The organism is Idiomarina sp. MD25a (assembly GCF_001870515.1).
In the GTDB taxonomy this organism is placed as follows: domain Bacteria; phylum Pseudomonadota; class Gammaproteobacteria; order Enterobacterales; family Alteromonadaceae; genus Idiomarina.
Genome location: NZ_MDGT01000005.1, coordinates 97,529 through 118,977 on the forward strand (window position 1 = coordinate 97,529; position 21,449 = coordinate 118,977).

Here is a 21,449-nt window from a genome sequence, read left to right on the forward strand (position 1 = left end):
GAGAGTGAAAGAAGTATCATGCTACAAAAATTAAAAACTTGGTTGAGTACCCGTGTCGCGGATGAAAGCGATACTCGTCCACATTTCGGCAGTTTAGATGCGAACGAGACACTGAGTGTTATCTTAATGATGGAAATTGCGCTCGCTGATGGCAAGTTCGAACAAAGCGAACATGACTACTTAGTCCATGAGCTGAAACGTGACTTCGACCAAGCTAAAGAAGCTGCAGACGAAATCATCACCCACGCTAAAATGCATGTTCGCGATGCAGCCTCACTGCAAGAATCAACAGCCCCGCTCAAAGCACTCGCCTACGCAGATAAGGTCGTACTGCTCGAGTCACTATGGGAAGTTGCCTATGCCGATGGTGAGCTCGACCCGTTAGAGGAAAGCATGTTGCGCAAGCTTGCCGATTTACTGTATGTCGACCATTCAGATTATATTCGTTGTAAGTTAGCGGCCCAAGAGTCGATTGGATGAGAACTTATCAATGGCTTTTACTTGTCGGCGTAACGGCCTTTGGATTGCCTACAGCGAATTCAAAGGAAGTACTCACCGTTGGTTTAGCCAAAGGCTACGAACCCTATCAGTTTGTTGATAACAAAGGCGTCGCAAGCGGCTTTGATATTGATGTAGCAAAAGCCGTTTTTGATAAGCTAAAAGTCAATTACCAGTTTAGTGCGTACAGCTGGGATGATGTCATGAGCCTACTACGCCACAATGCGATTGACGCCGCGGTAGGCGCTGAAATAAGCGCAGCCCGAATGCCGTATTTTTTATTTACTGAGAGCTATTATACTCGGCAACCCGCATTACTCACGTTAGCAGATAACACGCAAATACAGCGCGTAAAGGATTTAATCGGTCAGCATATCACTGGCGATCGTCACTCCTCCTTGGAAGCATACCTTAGCCAACTGGGTCTGAAAACTCAGTTCCGTATCGAACAAATGGAATCGAAAGAAGACGCAATAACTGCTTTAGCCAAGGGCAATGTGAAGGCTGTGATCATGCCCAAGCGCGTTGCGTTGTACCTTGCCGATAAGATAGGGATCAAGCTAAAAGTGCTGTGGCAGTCACCGCAACCCACGCAAGTAGCTTTTGGTGTTTCGAACAATAACCCCGAATTGGTCAACCAGATTAATAATGCCCTTGATGCACTGCGCGCCGACGGCACATTGCAACGCATCAAAGGCAAATGGTCGATTAATGACCCTGTTGATTAGCCGCTTCTAATTCGTCGTGCAAACGCTGGGCTTCATCTGCACGCGGTTTGGTAAAGCGTGCTAGCCAAAGATATAAAACAGGCGTCAGGTACAACGTAAACACCGTCGCCAAACCTAAGCCGCCGAATACAACCCAACCAATTGAGTTACGCGCTTCTGCACCCGCACCGGTTGATAGAATCAGTGGCAACCCACCTAAAATAGTTGAGACTAAGGTCATCATGATAGGACGCAAGCGGATAGATGCAGCTTGCTCCACCGCATCACGCACCGAAAGTCCGCGGTCACGTAATTGGTCAGCGAATTCGACCAACAATACCGAGTTTTTCGCCAAAAGACCTATCAACATCACTAAGCCGATTTGCGAGTAGATGTTAAGTGAAATGCCTGTGAGCGCCAAAGCATAAATCGCTGCTGCGATACCGAAAGGTACCGTCAACATCACCACAAAGGCACTATTTACACTCTCGAACTGGGCGGCAAGTACTAATAACACAATCAAAAATGCCAAGATGTAAGTCATTGCTACTTCGCGATTGGTGTCTTCGAATGTTTGTGCTTCGCCCAAGAAAATAAGTCCCATACTATCGGGCAACACATCCTGAGCGATGGCACGTAATTCGTCAGTCGCCTCAGATAATGGATACTCTGGCGGAATTTCAACTTCAACCTCAATGGCGCGCCGTTGAGCATGTCGCTCGAGCTCTGCAGACACGCCTTCCTCGACAATTTCCGCTACACTCGAGATAGGCACTAACTCACCTGATGTCGATGACACATAAAGGTTCTGCATGTCCTGTGGCGACTTGATCGAGCTTAAGCGAGTCTGCAAAATCACTGGGATTTGTTGATCGCCTACATTCAGATCCGCCACGTCATCGCCGTTGATAGCCGCACGTAACGTCGAAGAAACATCATTTAATGATACGCCTAGCTCAGCGGCTCGGCGTCGGTCGATTTTAAAGCGCAGCTGCGGCTGCGTTGGTTGATACGAAATATTGGGATTGGTGTACGTTTCAGAGCGTTCTTGAATCGCCGCAGTGAACTTACGTGCAGCTTGGAAAATATCGCCATAGCTTTCACCCGTAATCGCCATCTGCACAGCACCGCCGCCTTGGCCACCGCGAACATTGAGTGAGTTGCTACCAAAGGCTCGACCGGGCGCACCAGGATTTTGTCCAAGCGGTCCACGTATTTCGTTGATCACTTCCTGCTGAGTGATATCGCGTTCTTCCCACGGATACATGTTGGCCGTGATAAAGACGATGTTCGGATCCCATTGCCCCACCACGGTATAAAGCGTCTCGAACGCGCCCTCCTGTTGATAGGGAATGAGGACTTCCTCAAGTGCGCGTGCCTGGCGATCCATAAAGTTAAGGCCAACACCATCAGGACCCCGTGCAAAAATGCGCACAACACCGCGGTCCTCATTCGGTAGTAGCTCACTGGCAACTTTATCGTAGACAAACACAGCGCCGGTAGCCGCCACCAAAGATAGCGCAACAATCAACCATGATGTGTTCAACGCTACTTTAAGCGTACGCTCATAGCCCGTTTTGAACCAGTGGCCTACAGGTCCGAAAATGTTATTTTTTCCAGCATTTTTCGGTAATCTCGCAGTAAACGCGGGCACAAGTGATAAGGCTACAAATGAGGATATGACAACAGCGACCGCTAACACGCCGCCAAACTCTCGGAATAAGCGTCCCGCAGTCGAAGGAAGAAACGCGATAGGTACAAAAACCGCTGCCAACACGGCCGTTGTTGCGACAACGGCGAAGAACACCTCACGCGTCGCCAAAACCGCTGCTGCTCTGCTTCCCAAGCCCATTGAACGACGTCGCTGAATATTTTCAGCAACCACGATGGCATCATCGACAATGAGTCCAGTGGCAAGCACCAGTGCTAACAACGTAAGAATATTGATAGAAAAGCCCATCAACCATATGGCAGCAACTGCGCCGAATAACGCAACCGGTATCGATAATGCGGGTACGATAGTGGCACGAAACGAGCCAATAAAGACCCACAGCGTTGCGACTACCAACGCGATGGTTATTGCCAAAGTTGTTACCACTTCAGCAACCGACTTGCGAATAAATAATGCGTCGTCGTTAGTGACGGTCATTTCCATATCCGGGAAACGATCACGTAAACGTTCGAGCATCGCCAGCGCTTGATCAGAGATTTCAATGGTATTTGAGCCCGCTTGGCGAATCACACCCACGCCGACCACAGGTTTTCCGTTTAAGCGAACAAAGCTATCCGCATCGGCAGGACTAAAATAGGCTTGCGCTACATCACCGATACGGGTATCACCAGAGATAATAATATTTTCAACTTGTTCGGCATTAATCGACGTTGCATCGGCACGAATAATAATACGTTGATCCGTTGAGCGTAAGCTACCTGCAGGCACGTCAAAAGGTGCCTGACGCAATGCATCGGCGACATCCGTTACCGATAGCCCGAAACTCGTCAAACGCAGCGGGTCGAGCGCAACGCGCAGCACACGCTCACGAGCGCCGTTAAGGCGAACATCCGCCACGCCCTCGATAGACAAAAACTCGGGCGCGAAATCTGTCTCTAATCGACGAGTTAATTCCTCTAAGCTTAAACTTTCACTCGATACGGCAATATCTAATACTGCGCGCGCATCGTCATCTGCTTTTACGACGTTTACTTGTTCAACGTCTTCGGGTAGTTCTCGTCGGACTTGGTTAACTGCTTCACGAACTTCGGCAGCCACAACATCAAGGTCGACACTCGGCTGGAACTCAACCACGGTGCGAGCCGAGTTTTCTTCTGACTGCGAACGAATCGATTTCACTCCAGACACACGGGCTGCAGCACCCTCTAAAATGCTCGTCACTTCAGCGTCAACAGTCTCGGGAGCACCACCGGGCAATGTTGCGCGAACAGTGACTACGGGTTGGTCGACATCCGGCAATTCACGCACTTCAACACCCATCAGAGCCGCGATGCCTGCAAGCGCAATTAAAATATTAAGTACAACAATGAGGACGGGTCGACGTATTGAAACAGAAGGTAAGTCATTACCCTCATGTGCGGGCAATTGTTGTTTATCAGACATTACTCGACTACCTCTTCAGTGCCTGTATCCAACTCGCTCATCTCATACTTAATAGGCTGACCATTACGAAGACTTTGAACACCTTCGACAATCAACGTGTCGTCGCGGTTAATATCGCCAGAAACAAGAACGCGTCCTTCTAAACGTTGTTCGATCTGGACCTCAATACGTTTTGCCTTACTATCTTCTGCAATCCATATGTAAGGATTATCTGCGCCCCACGAGAGCGCAACTTCTGGAATTGAAGCGAACTCTTCGCCTGCGAGTTCTATCGCTGTGCGAAAACTAGTGCCCGGCAGGAAGTCATCATTTTTGTTATCAACTTTCGCACGCGCTCTAAACATCCGCGTCGTAGGGTTAATACGAGAATCGAGTTCTACAATTTCGGCATTAACAGGCTGTCCTGAATAGCGCCAAGGTTCGACTTCCAGTGTCACGCCCGGCTTGAGTAAATAAACTGCTGCTTCAGGAATTTGGAAATTAATGAGCAACGTATCGCGGTCATCAATCGTCACGATTTGCGTCTGCTCATTGATACGATCCCCTTCTTCGACATCAGTGATACCCACGATACCATCAAAGGGTGCAATAATTTTTCGATCAGCTATCTCGGTCTCTACGCGATCGACTTCCACTTCTGCCAAGTCACGCAACAAAATGGCATTATCAAGCTCCGATTGTGGTACCGCACCTTGTTCGAAGCTTTGCTTTAAACGTTCTACTGTGCGCTCGGCATCTTTTAGACTGATTTGCGCTTGTCGCAAAGCGACCTGCTCACGTCGATCGTCCAGTTGCACCAGTAAGTCGCCGGCTTGCACACGATCACCCGGTTCGAAGTTAACCTGAGTAACACGTTCACTGACCGGTGAAAATAGCGTAACAGCACGCTGCGCTTCGGCCGTGCCGACAGCTTCAACGCGATTTTTTTCATTTTCAAATTGAACCGGCGCAACATTAACAAGCGCTTCACGCGCACCATAGCTCTGAGCCGTTGCTCCAGCCGATGCAACCAATAATGAGACTAACGCAGTAACCTGCAAACACCATGTAAAACGTTTCATAATTCCCTATAAAAACCCGCGGGTGCAGAGCAGCCGCGGGCTTTTCTAACTCGCTTGGATTCAGATTATTGAGTCAGTTTAAACTGACCTTTCATGATCGCCGAGTGACCTGGGAATGTGCAGTAGAACATATAGTCTCCATCTGCGCTCATTCCTTCAGTAGAAAAAGTCACACTCGTTGATTCACCGCCACCGATAACATCAGTTGCAGCAATCACTTTATCCGAGTCAGGCACGTATTGGTTATCTAGGCCTGCCGACATACCTTGTTGCACCACTGACTGCATATCGCTTGATTTGCTCAACACCCAGTTGTGACCCATTACTTTCTTACCCATTTTGCCTGAGTGCTCTAAAGTAAGGGTTACTTCAGAACAGCTAGCAGGTACAGAAAGTTCACTTTTATCATAACGCATGTTATCCGTACCAGTGATTGTAAGTTCACATTCGTTAGCAAGTGCTGAGTTTGCGACTAACAACACCGAACCCGCGATTAAAGCTTTTAACAAACGCATTGCATTACCTCTCGTTTTGAGACCAAAATACACTCAGATCATACGCAATTGAGCTAAATTAGATTACTGAGTAAGCGATTTTATGACAAAAAAGATAGATGACAGTTTTCAAACATCTCTCGCACAAGGGGGAGAGAACATTACACAACCTTTCAAGCCGATTATCCCGGGTATTTTTACATCAACGACCTATCAAAGAGATGAGGATAATCAATATCGTAGCGGAAGAGTCTATTCTCGCGCCGATAATCCGACTTACGATGCGCCGGAACAATTAATTGCTCAACTTGAGCATGCTGCCGACGCTAAATTATTTGCCTCGGGCATGGCCGCAGCAACCGCTGTATTTCAAGCACTCAAGCCCGGCGACACTGTGTTGGCACCCGACATCATGTATTGGGCACTACGTAATTGGTTAAAGGGTTTAGCAACCGATGCTGGACTTAACGTTCACTTTGTCGATATGACACAACTCGATCAGGTGAAAAATAAAGTCGCGCAGCTCCAACCCAAACTGATTTGGCTCGAAACGCCCGGCAACCCGATGTGGACCGTGAGCGACATTCGCGCCATTGCCGATATTGCCAAGCAACACAACGCGCGCGTTGCAGTCGATTCAACCGTAGCCACACCGATACTAACACGTCCACTCGAGCTGGGCGCTGATATCGTTATGCATTCCGCGACTAAGTATCTAAACGGCCACTCTGACGTTATCGCCGGCGCACTGGCCACACGAGAAAACGATGATTTCTGGCAGCGTATTTTGGCAATACGCGCACAAGGAGGCGCAGTACCGTCCCCTATGGATGCAGCTCAGCTATTACGCGGCATGCGTACTTTATTTTTGCGCGTGCGCGAAAGCTGTGACTCGGCCATGTTTCTCGCCCAACAACTGGAGCAACACCCCATGGTCAGTGAAGTGCTCTACCCAGGACTCCCCTCCTTTGCAGGTTATGAAATCGCCTGCAAACAGATGGAAGGCGGCTTTGGCGGCATGCTGTCAATTCGGTTAGTTGGAGGCGAGCAACAAGCCGTCGGCACCGCAGCCAAAACACGTCTATGGCACCGCGCAACTTCGCTTGGCGGTGTTGAGAGCCTCATTGAGCATCGTGCCAGTATTGAAGGGTCGGGCACGCCTGTACCCAACGACTTACTAAGATTGTCCGTCGGCATTGAGCGTAAAGAAGATCTACTCGCCGATTTAGTTCATGCTATCGAGGCGTCAGCTTAAATGCTGACGCGCTTGTAATGACGGTACTCAGGTGACCAGAAGTTTTTCTCAATACGTTGCTTGAGTACCTCATCGTCGATTTCGAGCGCAACGCCCTCTTCTTGTGCCACTTTCGCAACCGCAAAGGCAATGTCTTTACTCAATTGAGCCAGCTCGGTGAAACCGGGTAATAAGTTCTTATTCTTACCGTTGGCACTCGGTGAGGCTTTCGCCAGCGTCTTACTTGCCACTCGGAACATCTCGTCACTGACACGCGTCGCCTTCACCGCGATAACACCTAAACCAATGCCCGGAAAGATATAGCTGTTATTACATTGCGCTATCGGATACGTGGTGCCTTCCCACTCAACTTCGCCGAATGGGCTGCCCGTTGCGACAATCGCTTTGCCCTGTGTCCACTTAATAACGTCATGAGGATGCGCTTCGACATGCTTCGACGGGTTCGATAGTGGGAAAATAATTGGCTGCTCAACGTAGCGTGCCATCGTGGTAATCACTTGTTCAGTGAATAACCCCGCCTGACCCGAAACACCAATCAATACGTCTGGTTCAGCACAATGAATCACATCCAGTAGCGATGGATAATCACCACTATATTGCCACTCTTTCAGGCTATCAATCGGTTGCGCTAACGCCTGCTGGAAGTCACGTAAATCACTCATGCTATCAACCACTAAGCCATAGCGATCGACCATGAAAATCTGCTTTTTAGCTTGTTCTTCGCTCAGCCCTTCAGCAACCATCTGAATCATCACTTGTTCAGCGATACCACAACCGGCCGACCCGGCGCCAACAAACACGACTTTCTGCTCACTCAGCTTTTTGCCTTTCTGGCGACACGCAGCGAGCAACGTACCGACTGTGACGGACGCCGTGCCTTGAATATCATCGTTGAAACAACACACTTCATCACGATAGCGACGAAGCAATGGCATTGCATTGGGCTGTGCGAAATCCTCAAACTGCAGCATCACACCCGGCCAACGCCGTGTCACCGCTTTAATGAATTTCTCTAAAAACTCATCGTACTGCTCTTGATTAATGCGTTTGTGACGTGCGCCCATATACATTGGGTCATTCAGCAATTTTTCATTATTCGTGCCGACATCAAGCATCACTGGCAGCGTATAGGCTGGACTGATACCGCCACAGGCAGTGTATAGCGACAGCTTACCAATGGGGATCCCCATACCACCAATGCCTTGGTCACCCAAACCAAGAATACGTTCACCGTCGGTGACGACGATAACTTTAACTTTTTGCTTAGTCGCATTGCGTAAAATGTCATCGAGCTGATCGCGTTCGGAATAGGAAATAAACAAGCCACGTGAACTGCGATAAATATCAGAGAATTTTTCGCACGCATCGCCCACTGTAGGGGTATAAATGATCGGCATCATTTCTTCTAAATGATCGGTCAGCAAGCGATAAAATAAGGTTTCGTTGTTATCTTGAATGGCGCGCAAATAGATATGCTTATTAAGTGGAGTCTCAAAGCTTTTATACTGCATATAAGCACGTTCGGCCTGTTCTTCAATCGATTCATAACGGGGCGGTAACAAGCCCGTTAGGTTAAATGCCGCTCGCTCTTCTTTACTAAACGCGCTGCCTTTATTCAGCAACGGAGTTTCTAACAACGATGGTCCCGCATAGGGAATATACAAAGGACGTTTTTGTTCGTCAGACATGCGCTCGGACTCCTAAACCAAGATAAATTGACTGCCGAGATGATAGCAGAAAATCAAGCGGTTAGGTTGAACGAAACGCACGCTCTAAAAACAGGACTGACCAGATGCGGCTAATCCCCTATAAAAATAGATGAACTTATTCGACAATAAACCAGTATCTGATGCACAATAGATTAAATTTTTTAGAACTTAAGAGTTATGGATAACCGTTCACTATCAGACGATGGCTTTTTAGAGTCCATCGCGCAGGGTCAGTTCAGCAGAGGTGATACTGATCATAATTGGCATTTAAGACTTGCTTGGATACATCTCAAGCGAGCCCCTTGGCCTATTGCCTTAGCTGAAGTAGTGTCCACTTTGCGCGCTAATCAACACATCATGTCGCTCAATGAGCGTTATCACCACACCATCACGGTGGCAACGTTACGTATCATGAGTCAACGATTAAAAGAGCAGTCAAACTCAGACTTTGCAGATTTCGAACGCCAAAACGCCGACTTGGTTGCCAATTTGGCCGGAGTTCTAGCAGAGCATTACAAACCTGAAACACTGGACTCACCGGCTGCTAGACGCACCTTTGTGAGCCCGGATAAGAAACCCCTTTAGCCTTACTTCGTCACTAAGTGAACAAGCGTAAACACTAATAAAGCTACGTTAGCTACCCAACCCAACATAAAAAAGTAGCTACGCGGGCTCGGATTTTTGTTTGTCGCTATCACATAATAAAGAATCATGTGAAGAATACGCGCGACCGCAAAAAAGCCCGTCAGTAACGCGGTCCAAAACGGGTTGGCACCACTTAATACAGCTAAAAATACCGTGCCTAACATGACACTGAGGTTTTCGATACTGTTTTGGTGCGTGCGCCACGCTCTAAAGGTAAAACTTTCATGGCCTTGTTGCTGAGGCGGCTTGCCTGGAATAGCACCGTCTTCTTTTGCTTTCCTACCACTGGCAATCAACCATTGTAGTAGGACCGTTGCCAAGATCACTGCAAGGGCAATAAAGGTTCCATTGTACGCTTCAAACATGGCTCTTCCTTATAAGTTAAGTTGCCACCGTTTTGCCACCCGACGCACCGCTTCGACATTTTCTGAAGCGTGGATGGTTATCGGTGTTTCGTCAAACTGACGTTTTAAATCTAAATGCTGACTTAACCACTGTACCATTGCTTCGCCCGAATGGATCGTTTTTGCGCCACTGAAATATTCACTAATCGCATCGCTAATCAGTGGGAAGTGAGTACATCCTAACAGCACAACGTCTGGGCGCTCTAGCGCGCTAAAGTAATGATCAAAGGTGGCATGTAAAATCGCGCCCTCGTAAAGTTCCTCCTCGACAATCGGCACAAACAACGGCGTCGCCATCGCCGTGGCATGCTCAAAACCAAGCTGCTTTATACGCCGTTGGTATTCGCCCGATTGAATCGTCGAACGTGTTGCAATCACCAGTACCTGGCTGTCATGGTTGACTTCAGTTGCTTGTTCAAGCGCCATTACGCCGGGTTCTAACACCCCATACACCGGTTTATTAGAAAACTTCTGCATGGTTTCCAGCGCCACTACACTGACCGTATTACAAGCAACGATTAAGGCATCGACATCGGTACCGTTAAAAAACTCGACCGCCTCGAGTGCGTAGCGAGTCACCGTATTACTGTCCTTACTGCCGTAAGGTACGCGCGCCGTGTCACCAAAATAGAGCAACTCGGAAAAATACCGGCTCCGTTGCAGTGAGCGAGCGACAGTCAGACCGCCCACCCCGCTATCAAAAACGCCTAACTTCACTGAGGCTCCTTACAAAGTAATACGTTTAAGACGTAACGCATTAGAAATAACAAAGACACTTGAGAGCGCCATAGCGCCTGCGGCTAGCATCGGTGACAGAGTAATCCCCCAAAACGGGTACAATAAGCCCGCCGCCACTGGAATCAACGCCGTATTGTAGGCGAACGCCCAGAATAAATTTTGACGGATATTGCGCATGGTCTGACGCGAGAGACTGAATGCATTACGCACGCCGTTCAAATCATCAGACATCATCACTACATCGGCACTTTCGATCGCCACGTCTGTACCTGTTCCAACGGCAATACCAATGTCGGCGGACGCCAGTGCGGGCGCATCATTAATACCGTCGCCAACGAAAATTAACTTACCATACTGAGCTTGCAGCTTTTCTACCGCAGCCACTTTGCCATCGGGCTTAACTCCGGCTACCACGTCACTGATACCGAGTTCTTTTGCCACTCTTTGCGCGGTCGCCTCGGCATCGCCCGTAACCATCGCGGTGCGTATGTTCTGTTCCGCTAAATGCTCAATCAAAGCCTTGGCCGAAGGTCGAATAGGATCAGCGACCGAGAACACCGCGGCTAACTGACCATCAATGGCTACATACAGCGGCGTTTGCCCATTACGTTCAATGGTTTGAGTTTGTTGCCGGGTACTGTCGACTGCAACCGATTGCTCATCCATTAAGGTACGTGAGCCGACCAATAACGTACGACCATCAACCTTACCCTCAACGCCAAGCCCCGCTAGGGCATTAAAACTCTCCGGCTGGGTCAACGGCTTGTTTTGTGCTTCAGCGTAATTAACTAACGCCTGAGCCGTTGGGTGCTCTGAGCGTTGCTCTAGACTCGCCGCTAGCATTAACGCATCATCATCATCACCTTGTATTGCTTCCCAGGTCACCACCTCTGGGTGTCCTGCGGTCAGCGTTCCAGTCTTATCAAATACTACAATACGCGCGTTCTCAATTTGCTGTAACGCACTGCCTTGTCGAAACAACACGCCCTCATCGGCACCTCGCCCGGTGCCAACCATGATCGAAGTCGGTGTGGCAAGCCCCATGGCACAAGGGCAGGCAATGATGAGTACCGCGACTGCGTTAATTAAGGCAAACGTGAGCGCGTTGTCGCCTTTAGCAAAGAACCACACCAAAAAGGTTAATGCCGCCGCCGCCATAACCGCTGGGACAAACCACAGCGTGATGCGGTTAACGGTATCTTGAATAGGTAGCTTCGCGCCTTGTGCTTGTTCAACCATGCGGATAATTTGCGCCAGCACCGTGGTTTCACCTATCGCAGTCGCCTTAAAGCGAAAACTCCCCTGCTGATTAATGGTTCCGCCAACCACCTTATCGCCCGTTTCTTTTGCCACCGGCTCGGCCTCGCCGGTAATCATCGACTCATTCACATAACTGTCGCCACTCACGATGGTGCCATCGACAGGCACCTGCTCGCCCGGACGTACTTCGATAATATCGCCTTTACTCAGTGACTTAATATCAACAGTCTCGCTGCTCTCGTCGTCACTGACACGACGCGCCGTTTTGCTTTGTAAGTTCAATAAGCGTTTAATCGCATCGGACGTGTGACTTTTCGCTCGCGCTTCTAAAAAGCGCCCAGCCAAAATCAACGTCACTATCACTGCGGAGGCTTCAAAGTAGACATTCACCGCATGCGCAGGAAGCCACTGCGGCATTAGCGTGGCAACGACGGAGTAACCCCAGGCAGCCGTCGCACCCAGCACGACAAGTGAATTCATATCAGGGGCACGACGCAACAGCGCTGGAATACCTATTTGATAAAAGCGACGACCGGGCCATGCCAACACCACCGTTGTCAGCAACATTTGTATCCAAAAATTGGTGGTTTGGCCTAAGCTGGAATCAACCCACTCACCAAATGCTGGGATCAAATGGCTACCCATCGCAATAACAAAAACGGGCAAGGTAAACAGCACAGCAATGACCAGATCGCGTTTTAGTTGTTTAAATTCGTTCGCCTTTTGCTGCTCTTGTCGCGCCATTTCCGCCTCACGATCGACAATCGCATGAGCGTCATAGCCTGCGTCCCTTATCGCCTGAATCGCATCCTCTTGCGACGCTGTGACTAGCGTCATTTCCGCGGCATCAGAGGCTAAGTTAACACTGACATCCTCAATACCTTTGACACCATTTAACGCCTTATCGACGCGACTCGCACAGGAGCCGCAGTTCATTCCTTCGACCGATAAACGTATTTGTGTGCGTGCCATACTGCCCTCTATTCGTTCGAGGAGTGTTTACGGGTGATTCCAAGTAGTAGCCAGAATACAGCTAACTGGGCAATTTCGAGGTACCGTTGAATTGCGCCTCGAACGGGCTCGAGGTTTTCGGTTGGCATGATGAAAAAGCCTAATCCGATAATGATCGCCAATAACACAAAAACAATTCGCAACGCCCAATGCGCGCGAGGGGTAAAGGCGAGCAACAACGTACCGGCGGCAAAGCCCAAGTAACTTAGAATACCGATCCAATTGTGAATCGTCTGCGATGCCGAACCGTCAATCGGACAACCGGCATCGCAAGGCGCAAGCGCTGCGCCCAAATAAGCAAAGGGGTAAAAGAACAGTAATGCGTAGCCGAGTGCACTGATACCCTCAACACGTACTCGGCTACGCGCAGACACCAAGAAACTTAACACCACAATCGCAAAGGGTACAAAGCCGACCCAGCCCAGCACGCCAGCTGCCGTTGTGCCGGTGGCATTAATTTCGCTGATGTACTGGCTCATGTGGCTGTAATCGGGCTTAACCCAGCTTGCCACCAACAATAATCCCAGCCAAAAAATCGATACCACCACCAGTTGTGGCATCATCGCTTGGTTTGCGGACGTGTGATCGGGTGTTGATGTCTGCACTATTGCTCCTTATTTTTTAAGTTTAACGGCGGTACCGCTGACGCTGACCATCATCATAGCACCTTTTTGACCAACCACTTCATAGTCGATATCAATGCCAATCACCGCATCAGCGCCTAATAACTTGGCTTTTTCTTCAACCTCTGCAAACGCAATTTCGCGCGCGCGAGTCATTTCACGTTCATAAGCGCCAGCGCGTCCGCCGACGATATCGCGTACCGCACCAAAAATATCTTTGAATACATTGGCACCTAAGATCGCCTCACCTACCACAATATCGAGATACTGTTCTACTTCATGACCTTGGATAGTTGCGGTTGTTGTTTTTATCATGTCATTCTCCTTCGAGTTGTCTGGAATAATCCTAACGAATCCTATTTCGAACTGACAATTAAATCGATACTATAGTTGTAACGATAAGTGTCCTCTTTTTATAACAGGTGTGCAATGTTTCGAGTGCTAGGCAGTAGCGGTGGGCTCAGCGGTAACCCGCAAAAAGGCTCAACCTGCATCCAATTAAACGGTGAAACGCTCATCGATGCCGGAACTGGCTTATCGTCGTTACAACTCAGCGAGATGAAAGCCATTCGCCATATCTTTTTGACCCATGCCCACATGGATCATATAGCGGCGCTCCCCACCTTCGTAAGTAACCTGTTTGACCAAAGTCGTTTACCGCTCAAAGTGTATGGCCTCTCCCATAGCTTAGAGCGCCTTAAACAGCATATTTTTAATAATGATATTTGGCCCGACTTTACTCAGGTGCAAGATAATGGCACGCCCATGCTCGAGTTAGTGGAGATTAAGCCAGGCCAGGTCATTGAGCATCAAGGCATGACGCTCACCGCGTTCGAAGTGCCACACGCCATACCCACCATTGGGTACGCAGTACAACAACCCAAAGTCAGTGAACACTCACATTTTGTGTTTTGTGCCGACTGCATCGTGACCGACGCCCTTGTCTCAAAGCTCAACGAATTCCCCCCCATTAGCACACTGATGGTGGAATGTTCGTTCCCTGACAGGCTCGAAGAAGTGGCAATCAAAACCCAGCACATGACCCCGTCATTAGTTAGCCGCCTATTAGAGCAACTCGAAAAGCCGCCACACAGCGTCTGGATAACACATCTCAAACCCAGCTATGAGGAAGAGCTCCGCGACGTTTTGCGCGCAGAGCCCTGGCATGTGCTTTAGTTAGTCAGTAATCACTTGCATTTTTACATCAATGATACCGACATCGAGGTCAGCGATTTCGCCAAAAGCGGAACGTGAAAGATCAATAATACGTCCTTTGATAAAGGGGCCCCGGTCATTGATCTTCACCACCACTGACTCACCATTAGCGAGATTGGTCACACGCACCAAGGCGCCGAACGGCAAGGTTTTATGCGCCGCGGTATCGTCAAAATGGCTGTAACGCTCGCCACTGGCGGTGGTGCGAAATTGATACTTCATCGCATAATAAGACGCCTTACCAGTCTCTACCTGACCCACCAAATGCGCTGGGCTATGCTTTGGAATAGAACTACACGCCGACATCAATAGCGACACCATACCAAGCCATACGTATTTCATTATTATCTCCACTTAATTGAACCGCACGTAGCATACGCGATTCCATCAACGGCTTCTGTAAAGGCCCGGTAAGGTTTATGCAAAGCTCTGCGTCCGGCATAAGAAAAGCGAACCCGGAGGTTCGCTTTTTTGGTTGATTGGAACAAAAATTTATTGTTATGAAATAAGTCGTTTAATCACACTCTTTGATTTTAAACTCTTCAAGAGACTTCGATATTAAATAAGTCGTTTATAGAGTTTCTTGTTCTTCTCGCAGTCGAAAAACCTTAGCTTATGATTTTTCTAATTGTTCCTTTATTTCGTCGACACTATAGGCAGGTTTTCTCCGATGTATCATCGAATGGCAATTTGGACATACTGGCTTGAGATCGCGAACAGGATCTATAACGTACTCTCTCCCAATGATCGATAACTCCAACTCATGATGAACGTGAATGAAGTCTCTTCCAATTTCCCCATAGATACTTAGAAAGTCGAATCCGCAAATAAAGCAGTAACAGCCATAGTGCTCAATACATTGTGCCCTAGCAACCGGGTTCCTCTCGTAAATGTTGACATGTACGCTTCGTACCTTACCCTCGCGAAGCTCTACAGTTTCATTAACTTCATCAGGAAAGATGTAATCATCATTTGTAGAGACTTGAGCTTGTCGAGACAACTCCTCATAAATTTCTTTGCCTTTGATTACGCTAGAATTACCAACCGTCTCGTAATAGTCAATGTGCTGCCGAAGGGAGGACAACGCATTTAGTAGCTTGTCCCTCCCGTTTTCTTTAAATATCATTTCCAAATAGTAACGAGTCGCAGCCGCGTTCGTTGTTCGAGTAAATCGCTTACCCTCGATCAAGTTCCGATAACTATATATGTAATCGACAGCCGAATTTGGATTCATACCATTACACGTTTCAAGGATTTCTATCCCTCGCGTCATTGAGATGTATCCTCTATGAACGCGCTTTGCGACATCGTATGCAGCCTCTATTGTTTTTCTGTCTATTTTAGGCATATAGATACACTCAACGATTGATGGGAGTAGATAAGGTCAATAATACCCATGTTGAGCACCTGCTATGGGTTGACCCAACAATTAGGACTTCTTGCATCAAAAAACAAAACCTCACATTGTTCGTTGAAATTGTCTCTAATAAGCTGAGTAACCCTATTACAATATGCTTGATCATTATCAACTACTGAGAATGCGATTCTATCAATGCCTGACTTTGCAACTCTGTCTAGGATGTGCTGGTCATGTTCTCCTACACCCCAACCATAGACGACTAAGCTATCCTGAACCGAAGTAAGAACCTCACGATAAACCGTATTCAAATAGTAACTACTCTGGATCGATTTCTGCTTTTGTTGCTCGGTTCCTTCGCTAACAAAAAGTGGGACGTAGCTGCCTCGTTGCCACTTTTCCAAAATGTTCTCCAGCAGCCTATTACTGCCCTGTGAACTTATCTTCCTCTCGTTTTCAATTTTATCTCGCGCCAAAATGAGATTTCCATGAGGATAAAAGACTAAAGAACAACTGTCGATGTCTCCATATACCTCACGAAACCTTGACCAATCATCGTCAAATTCAGACCTTACAAAGCAATCTTTGAAGATATGTCTATTATCCAAGTCGTTCCCGTGCATCATCGCCCAATACACGATTAAGTCATAATTGAGCGAAATTACGTTATCGAATCCTTTCATGTAGGCGGCAATCGAAGGTAATTTTTGAGCAACTTCATTATGCTCTGGATGAATATCTCTAACAGCAGCAATTAAACAATCCCGAACGTGCCTGTATGCGGCTTTTGTCTTTTCATCCTCTATCTCGAGAGCCTTATTAACATTTGTTGCTTGCCATACAATCCTCAAAACTAATTCAAAATCTTCAGTATGGAAGTAATCAAACAAGCTTTGAACCTCTTCATTGAGAAGGCCGTCTTCAATTGCATGTTGCTTTAGAGATTCATAATGAAACCGTTCATCTACTGCGATACTGGCTCCATTCCCTAGCAGTAACGTGTCAGTAAACCTATCGGAAATCTCCGTCCAAGAATGAATTTCAAAAGGCAAACTCAGTCCCCTCTCCGCTGCCAACATTCACTGAAAACACTCATTCCGAAAGCCTACTACTTAACGTGGTTATCATAATTATTGTCATCATCTAGCCTAATCAAAGCACTTCTTAAACTTATTCTTGCAGCGTAGAAGCTGAAAGCGTTTATTGATAGAGCGCCAGCAAAACCAGCAAATATCCAAGCCCCAGCCAAAGTACTTAGTGCGTCCAGAAGCCAAACAATGATGCATGGAATTGTGAAAAAGATACTGTTTGATATACCGACATCAAAGTGAATTTTAAGCTTCCAGTAATCGGGCCACTCATGCAGTATCTTCTCCTTTTTTTCACTTGGGAAAAGAACTCCCACTCCCTCCTTTAAAGTCCATACAGTTATTCCTATGGGAAAGAGCATCACCCATTGAATTGCCTCGTCATTCAGTGAAGACAAAGGAAAATACTGCGCGAAAAAGTCGTGTGAAACCATATAGACAGTCAAACATAAGACAAGGAATGCGAACTCGAAGCTAAAGAAAAAAACTTTTAAATAATATAAAATTTTCATCAGTGCTTCATATCCCGCTCATTAGAGACCTTTTCAAAATGAATTTTAGCTTTTGCCGCAAGTTCTTCGGGAGTTGGCTCTTTGTCATGAAGGAAACTCTTCTGTGTATCACTAGTTTTGATAACGACTTCATCTCCATTTTCCATCCCAACGACTTTCCCTCTACCATAACCATCGGCAGCCATTAAAATAGCGGCATCCCCAATGGCAGGAGGTTCATCTGGTTCATAGTCCGGAGAGTCCATTATTCGATCCATAAGCTCTATGATTTTAGACTTCAAACCTTCTGCCTTAGAAGTTTGTTCCTTAACTGCCACTTCGGAAGCATTTCGGTGCTCAATATATTGATTGAGGCTGCCCCATAGCCTTCCAAAAAGGGGGTTGGGGGGATGCACTGTTGCCGAAAACTCGGTGAAATAGCTCAGTTTTTTGAGGCGGGACGTAAAAGCACGATAGTCGGACACAGGTTCAACATCACAAGCCACAAAAAAGCCATCAAATGTTGCTTCTATAATAGATTTAAACCGTCTCGGAAAGACATCTTCTTGAATGCCGTTCCAAACTTGTAAGAATGCTATACCCGAGTACTCAGGCAGATATATAAATGAAGAGCTAGCTTCAAGAAGATTTGGTACATCGGCATCAACCTGCAAACGACTGGCTTCATCAATTACCGTAGCATGACCCTCCTTTGCATACTTTGACAGCTTTCCAAAGACATAAGGAGTATCTTCACTTCTGTTATCGACTACATCTGTTATCGTCCAGTCAAACTTACCGATTGAAACTGTCGGCGCATTGGCTATAGCGTCCATTATACGTTTTTGATCAAGATTTATCTTAACAACCCGGCCAAGATAGTATCTTCCTCTTCTCATTAGGTTCTCCCTGTACCCTCTGAAATTCTTACGCCTTAGTTGACGCGTTTGTAAGTTATTTTTCGGGGCAAATGATCCACATTACGCGATGAAAGGAACCAAGAGTTGTACCGCTGTACCTGCGATTATTAGGTTTCAGCTGAACGTGTACTCTTGCCACGGAATCTGGGATGGGTGGACATTGGCAAGAAAATTAACGATATCTGTGCGACCTCTATATTCAGGAATACCTCGAGAACCCTGTGCCATTAATACAACCGGCATACCCGGAAACAAAGGCATGAAAGTCGAAATTGCTTCCTCACTTTGGTGGGGCGAGTCTAAAATATGCTTCTTAACCACAACAATCGCGAACGTAACCCCCTGTTCTTTAATAACTGCGCCTTGAAATTTCATAGTAACTCCAATCTAGGTGTAGAGAAACGTAACACAAAATACCGAGGCAACTAGTCGAGCCAAGGTTTAAAATCACGAGTGATACGCCTTGCTAAGTGAATTATTCACTTTAAAGTACTGTCCCACTTCTTTGCATAATATTCAAAGTTTTCGAACGTTCCTGCATGAGTATGAATCTGCATATGCTTAATTACGTCAGAACATCGATACCATTGATTACTAAAAACTTTTAAGAAGAAGGCTTTACATACTGATTCACTTAGATCTTTCTGCTTTATCCCAATAGAAATAAACTCGAGAAAATTGAGAACATTTATAACACCATAACGAGCGCTTTCATTTTTTGAATCGATGAATTTTTCATAAGTTAATTTTTGACCAGACGGAAATACTTCTTGAAATGACTGCACCTGCTTTAAGTATGATTCGCTCAATCTCGACTGTGCAATAATTGAAACTGTAGACTGACGTTGCGCGATGTAAAGTGAAACCCACCAACCCAAAGTAATAGCCGACAAAGACGCGAAACAAGAAATCAGTATGAACAGACCATTACCAGCCGAATCAATTCCGATACAATAGATCCATCCGCCAATACAAAGGCTCAACGCACAGAACAGCCCTGACATAATTAATAGTAGTATTCTCAACTATTCCTCCGAGCAACTTAACATCTAGCGTAAACGGTATGAATGACTCGCTTCCGACGACCGCATCGAGCGAATTTAATGGCGTTATTACATGATTTCACGCTACAAGATCGCCATATCCCCAAATCAAAGTGCCCAAAAGAATGAAACACAAGGTTACGTATTCCAAGACTTTTCTGCGTTTAGGTATGCTCCAATCTTGAGGTGACCCACCAATATACCCCGCAGCAGACTGCCTGCAATCATTCATGCGTTGCTGAGCTGAATAATTTCTTGTCTCAACCCAGACAGATAAAAGCACTACGACTGCTCCCGACCGACCAAACCAGTGCGCCTCGCCAGTAGCATGGCTTAAAATGTATGATGCGACAGCAAAACAGCACCCAGAGAACAAGATAAGGATTTCCGCAAAAATTTTTCCCGCCTTTCGCTCTTCTTCCTCTTTATTTGGCATTCTATTGCTGTTTGTCAATTCTACTGACTCCCTCATTCAAACAACATATTGATACTAGACGTACGTCATTTCTACGACAGGTCACGTCTGCGAACAGTAACCGAAACTACTTTAAGGAGACCTAACCCCTAAGAAAACTTGCCTCACCCCATATCCATCACTATTGCTAGTAACTTTAATTCGCCAAACATCATGGTTACAAGTAATTTCTTAACCAAATCAACTTATACGATTGTATTAAACTCGACAACCAAAGGCAGAAATGCTTCAATTTTCTCGGAGGTGCTATTCGAACTTAAGGCTTAAGCCGCACACAAATGCGAGAAAACTTAACTGCTAGTAATTAATTCTTACATCGGTACAATTTTATCCTTTAATTGACTCTGCAAATTAAGAGACTATTGGCAAGGAGCCATATTGGAAGTTAAATTCATAAACGAGGAAAACGGTGTTCAGCTCGGCTGTCGAACTTACAGTGGGATCACACACACGATCATTCCTGCTTTCAGTGCGTCAGATCACGACATCTACTTTACGAACACCTTTGCAAAAGAGCCTCTCTACAAATCGTGGCTGATCAAGTCCATCGATATCACAGAGGGTGGTGTTGAAATTTATATCAGCGGAAATGACATTCCAGACTCGGTTTATACACATGCTACGAAGCAGCGCAAAAACTTTAACTCATTGATCAGAAAACATAACATCGTCGAAGTAGATTTTGGACATCAATCTTCTATTTTCAGTCTGTCGTCTGGTGAAGAAAAAAACACATTACGAACAGACTCTCTAATGCCTGGCGAAATGCATAAAAAGCGACCATGTATAGTCATGGGAACTCGAGCTGACTCCGTGACCGTAATTCCTTTAACGACAAGGGATTACCATAACCCTAAACATATCTCAATATCGAGTGACTCTTTTCATAACTTGCATTCAAGGTACTCTGAAAAAACATCTTTCGCTGCGTTAGATATGGTTCAGACAGTGTCTGTACATAGAGTTTTCCCGCCAAGAGAGGCCTCTACTGGTCGATATAGGCACCAATACTTCAAATACAAGTTAACAAAGACGGACGGGGAAGCTATTGATACCGCACTTGCTGACATATATAACGATGACGTCACAACGCAACTCAAAATTGCCCAAACTGCTCTAACCGGAGTTAGAAAGGAAAAATCTCTGATTTTAGATAAATATAACGCCGTTACTAACGAGTTAAAGATTATAGAATCAAATAATGAAGAACTGAGAGAAGTAGTTGATCACTTAGCGAACGCATTTGACATTGACGGGGAGTTACAGCAGGTATTAGAGCAACTCAAAGCGATTTAACAACAAAAATGTTGACTTCTCTTTATTTATTTGCAACCCTATCA

General features: G+C 46.6%; 22 protein-coding genes. 6 read left to right on the plus strand and 16 right to left on the minus strand.

The features are described 5' to 3' along the window. The first annotated feature begins 18 nt into the window (after positions 1 to 18). Both BFR57_RS11300 and BFR57_RS11305 read left to right on the plus strand, forming a co-directional pair. Positions 19 to 480, plus strand: a complete 462-nt coding sequence (locus BFR57_RS11300) for a TerB family tellurite resistance protein (protein ID WP_071464096.1) — start codon at positions 19 to 21, stop codon at positions 478 to 480. Continuing rightward, on the plus strand, positions 477 to 1,226 hold the full coding sequence (locus tag BFR57_RS11305; protein WP_071464097.1) for an ABC transporter substrate-binding protein: 750 nt from the start codon (positions 477 to 479) through the stop codon (positions 1,224 to 1,226). The genes BFR57_RS11300 and BFR57_RS11305 overlap by 4 nt, the downstream gene beginning before the upstream one ends. Here BFR57_RS11305 and BFR57_RS11310 read toward each other — a convergent pair. The 3 genes from BFR57_RS11310 to azu form a co-directional block, all read right to left on the minus strand. Beyond that, on the minus strand, positions 1,207 to 4,320 hold the full coding sequence (locus tag BFR57_RS11310) for an efflux RND transporter permease subunit (protein WP_071464098.1): 3,114 nt from the start codon (positions 4,318 to 4,320) through the stop codon (positions 1,207 to 1,209). The genes BFR57_RS11305 and BFR57_RS11310 overlap by 20 nt on opposite strands. Next, a complete protein-coding gene (locus BFR57_RS11315) occupies positions 4,320 to 5,381 on the minus strand; it encodes an efflux RND transporter periplasmic adaptor subunit (RefSeq protein ID WP_071464099.1) in 1,062 nt (353 codons plus the stop codon). The genes BFR57_RS11310 and BFR57_RS11315 overlap by 1 nt, the downstream gene beginning before the upstream one ends. 65 nt (positions 5,382 to 5,446) lie before the next feature. Beyond that, a complete protein-coding gene (azu, locus tag BFR57_RS11320) occupies positions 5,447 to 5,896 on the minus strand; it encodes an azurin (protein WP_071464100.1) in 450 nt (149 codons plus the stop codon). Positions 5,897 to 5,978: 82 nt separating this feature from the next. Here azu and BFR57_RS11325 point away from each other — a divergent pair, with 82 nt between their 5' ends. Beyond that, on the plus strand, positions 5,979 to 7,130 hold the full coding sequence (locus BFR57_RS11325) for a PLP-dependent aspartate aminotransferase family protein (protein ID WP_071464101.1): 1,152 nt from the start codon (positions 5,979 to 5,981) through the stop codon (positions 7,128 to 7,130). Here the strand turns inward: BFR57_RS11325 and BFR57_RS11330 are convergent. After that, on the minus strand, positions 7,127 to 8,818 hold the full coding sequence (locus BFR57_RS11330; RefSeq protein WP_071464102.1) for an NAD-dependent malic enzyme: 1,692 nt from the start codon (positions 8,816 to 8,818) through the stop codon (positions 7,127 to 7,129). The genes BFR57_RS11325 and BFR57_RS11330 overlap by 4 nt on opposite strands. Positions 8,819 to 9,016: 198 nt before the next feature. Between BFR57_RS11330 and BFR57_RS11335 the strand changes: the two genes are divergently transcribed. Then, positions 9,017 to 9,424, plus strand: a complete 408-nt coding sequence (locus BFR57_RS11335; protein WP_071464103.1) for a hypothetical protein — start codon at positions 9,017 to 9,019, stop codon at positions 9,422 to 9,424. 2 nt (positions 9,425 to 9,426) lie between these two features. Here the strand turns inward: BFR57_RS11335 and BFR57_RS11340 are convergent, their stop codons facing one another. From BFR57_RS11340 to BFR57_RS11360, 5 genes are read right to left on the minus strand one after another with little or no spacing between them, the layout of a single operon-like run. Then, entirely contained in the window at positions 9,427 to 9,849 is a 423-nt protein-coding gene (locus tag BFR57_RS11340) for an MAPEG family protein (RefSeq protein WP_071464104.1), read from the minus strand. Positions 9,850 to 9,858: 9 nt separating this feature from the next. Continuing rightward, entirely contained in the window at positions 9,859 to 10,605 is a 747-nt protein-coding gene (murI, locus tag BFR57_RS11345) for a glutamate racemase (RefSeq protein ID WP_006956304.1), read from the minus strand. A gap of 9 nt (positions 10,606 to 10,614) precedes the next feature. Continuing rightward, positions 10,615 to 12,858 (minus strand): heavy metal translocating P-type ATPase, encoded by a 2,244-nt coding sequence (locus BFR57_RS11350; RefSeq protein ID WP_071464105.1) that lies wholly within the window; start codon positions 12,856 to 12,858, stop codon positions 10,615 to 10,617. Between the two features lie 8 nt (positions 12,859 to 12,866). Continuing rightward, on the minus strand, positions 12,867 to 13,502 hold the full coding sequence (locus tag BFR57_RS11355; protein ID WP_171903969.1) for a DUF998 domain-containing protein: 636 nt from the start codon (positions 13,500 to 13,502) through the stop codon (positions 12,867 to 12,869). A gap of 9 nt (positions 13,503 to 13,511) precedes the next feature. Next, on the minus strand, positions 13,512 to 13,835 hold the full coding sequence (locus tag BFR57_RS11360; protein WP_006956310.1) for a heavy metal-binding domain-containing protein: 324 nt from the start codon (positions 13,833 to 13,835) through the stop codon (positions 13,512 to 13,514). A gap of 114 nt (positions 13,836 to 13,949) precedes the next feature. Here BFR57_RS11360 and BFR57_RS11365 point away from each other — a divergent pair, with 114 nt between their 5' ends. Then, entirely contained in the window at positions 13,950 to 14,696 is a 747-nt protein-coding gene (locus BFR57_RS11365; protein WP_071464106.1) for a 3',5'-cyclic-nucleotide phosphodiesterase, read from the plus strand. On the opposite strand, the gene BFR57_RS11370 is transcribed toward BFR57_RS11365, so the two are convergent. The 7 genes from BFR57_RS11370 to BFR57_RS11405 form a co-directional block, all read right to left on the minus strand. Further along, a complete protein-coding gene (locus BFR57_RS11370) occupies positions 14,697 to 15,077 on the minus strand; it encodes a septal ring lytic transglycosylase RlpA family protein (RefSeq protein WP_071464107.1) in 381 nt (126 codons plus the stop codon). Between the two features lie 1,068 nt (positions 15,078 to 16,145). Then, the gene (locus BFR57_RS11380) at positions 16,146 to 17,144 is read right to left on the minus strand and encodes a DUF4917 family protein (protein ID WP_071464278.1); all 999 of its coding nucleotides are present in this window, start codon (positions 17,142 to 17,144) and stop codon (positions 16,146 to 16,148) included. Positions 17,145 to 17,200: 56 nt separating this feature from the next. After that, entirely contained in the window at positions 17,201 to 17,692 is a 492-nt protein-coding gene (locus BFR57_RS11385; protein WP_071464109.1) for a hypothetical protein, read from the minus strand. Continuing rightward, positions 17,692 to 18,570, minus strand: coding sequence for a hypothetical protein (locus tag BFR57_RS11390; protein ID WP_083405131.1), 879 nt, complete (start codon positions 18,568 to 18,570; stop codon positions 17,692 to 17,694). The genes BFR57_RS11385 and BFR57_RS11390 overlap by 1 nt, the downstream gene beginning before the upstream one ends. Positions 18,571 to 18,705: 135 nt before the next feature. Then, a complete protein-coding gene (locus BFR57_RS11395; RefSeq protein ID WP_071464110.1) occupies positions 18,706 to 18,966 on the minus strand; it encodes a hypothetical protein in 261 nt (86 codons plus the stop codon). Positions 18,967 to 19,070: 104 nt separating this feature from the next. Continuing rightward, positions 19,071 to 19,595 (minus strand): DUF4760 domain-containing protein, encoded by a 525-nt coding sequence (locus tag BFR57_RS12985; RefSeq protein ID WP_071464111.1) that lies wholly within the window; start codon positions 19,593 to 19,595, stop codon positions 19,071 to 19,073. A gap of 118 nt (positions 19,596 to 19,713) precedes the next feature. Next, a complete protein-coding gene (locus tag BFR57_RS11405; protein WP_126753166.1) occupies positions 19,714 to 20,088 on the minus strand; it encodes a hypothetical protein in 375 nt (124 codons plus the stop codon). Positions 20,089 to 20,487: 399 nt separating this feature from the next. On the opposite strand from BFR57_RS11405, the gene BFR57_RS11410 reads away from it, so the two are divergent. Next, positions 20,488 to 21,405 carry a type II toxin-antitoxin system PemK/MazF family toxin gene (locus BFR57_RS11410; RefSeq protein ID WP_071464113.1) on the plus strand — a complete coding sequence of 306 codons (918 nt, stop codon included), beginning with the start codon at positions 20,488 to 20,490 and terminating at the stop codon, positions 21,403 to 21,405. Positions 21,406 to 21,449 lie beyond the last annotated feature (44 nt).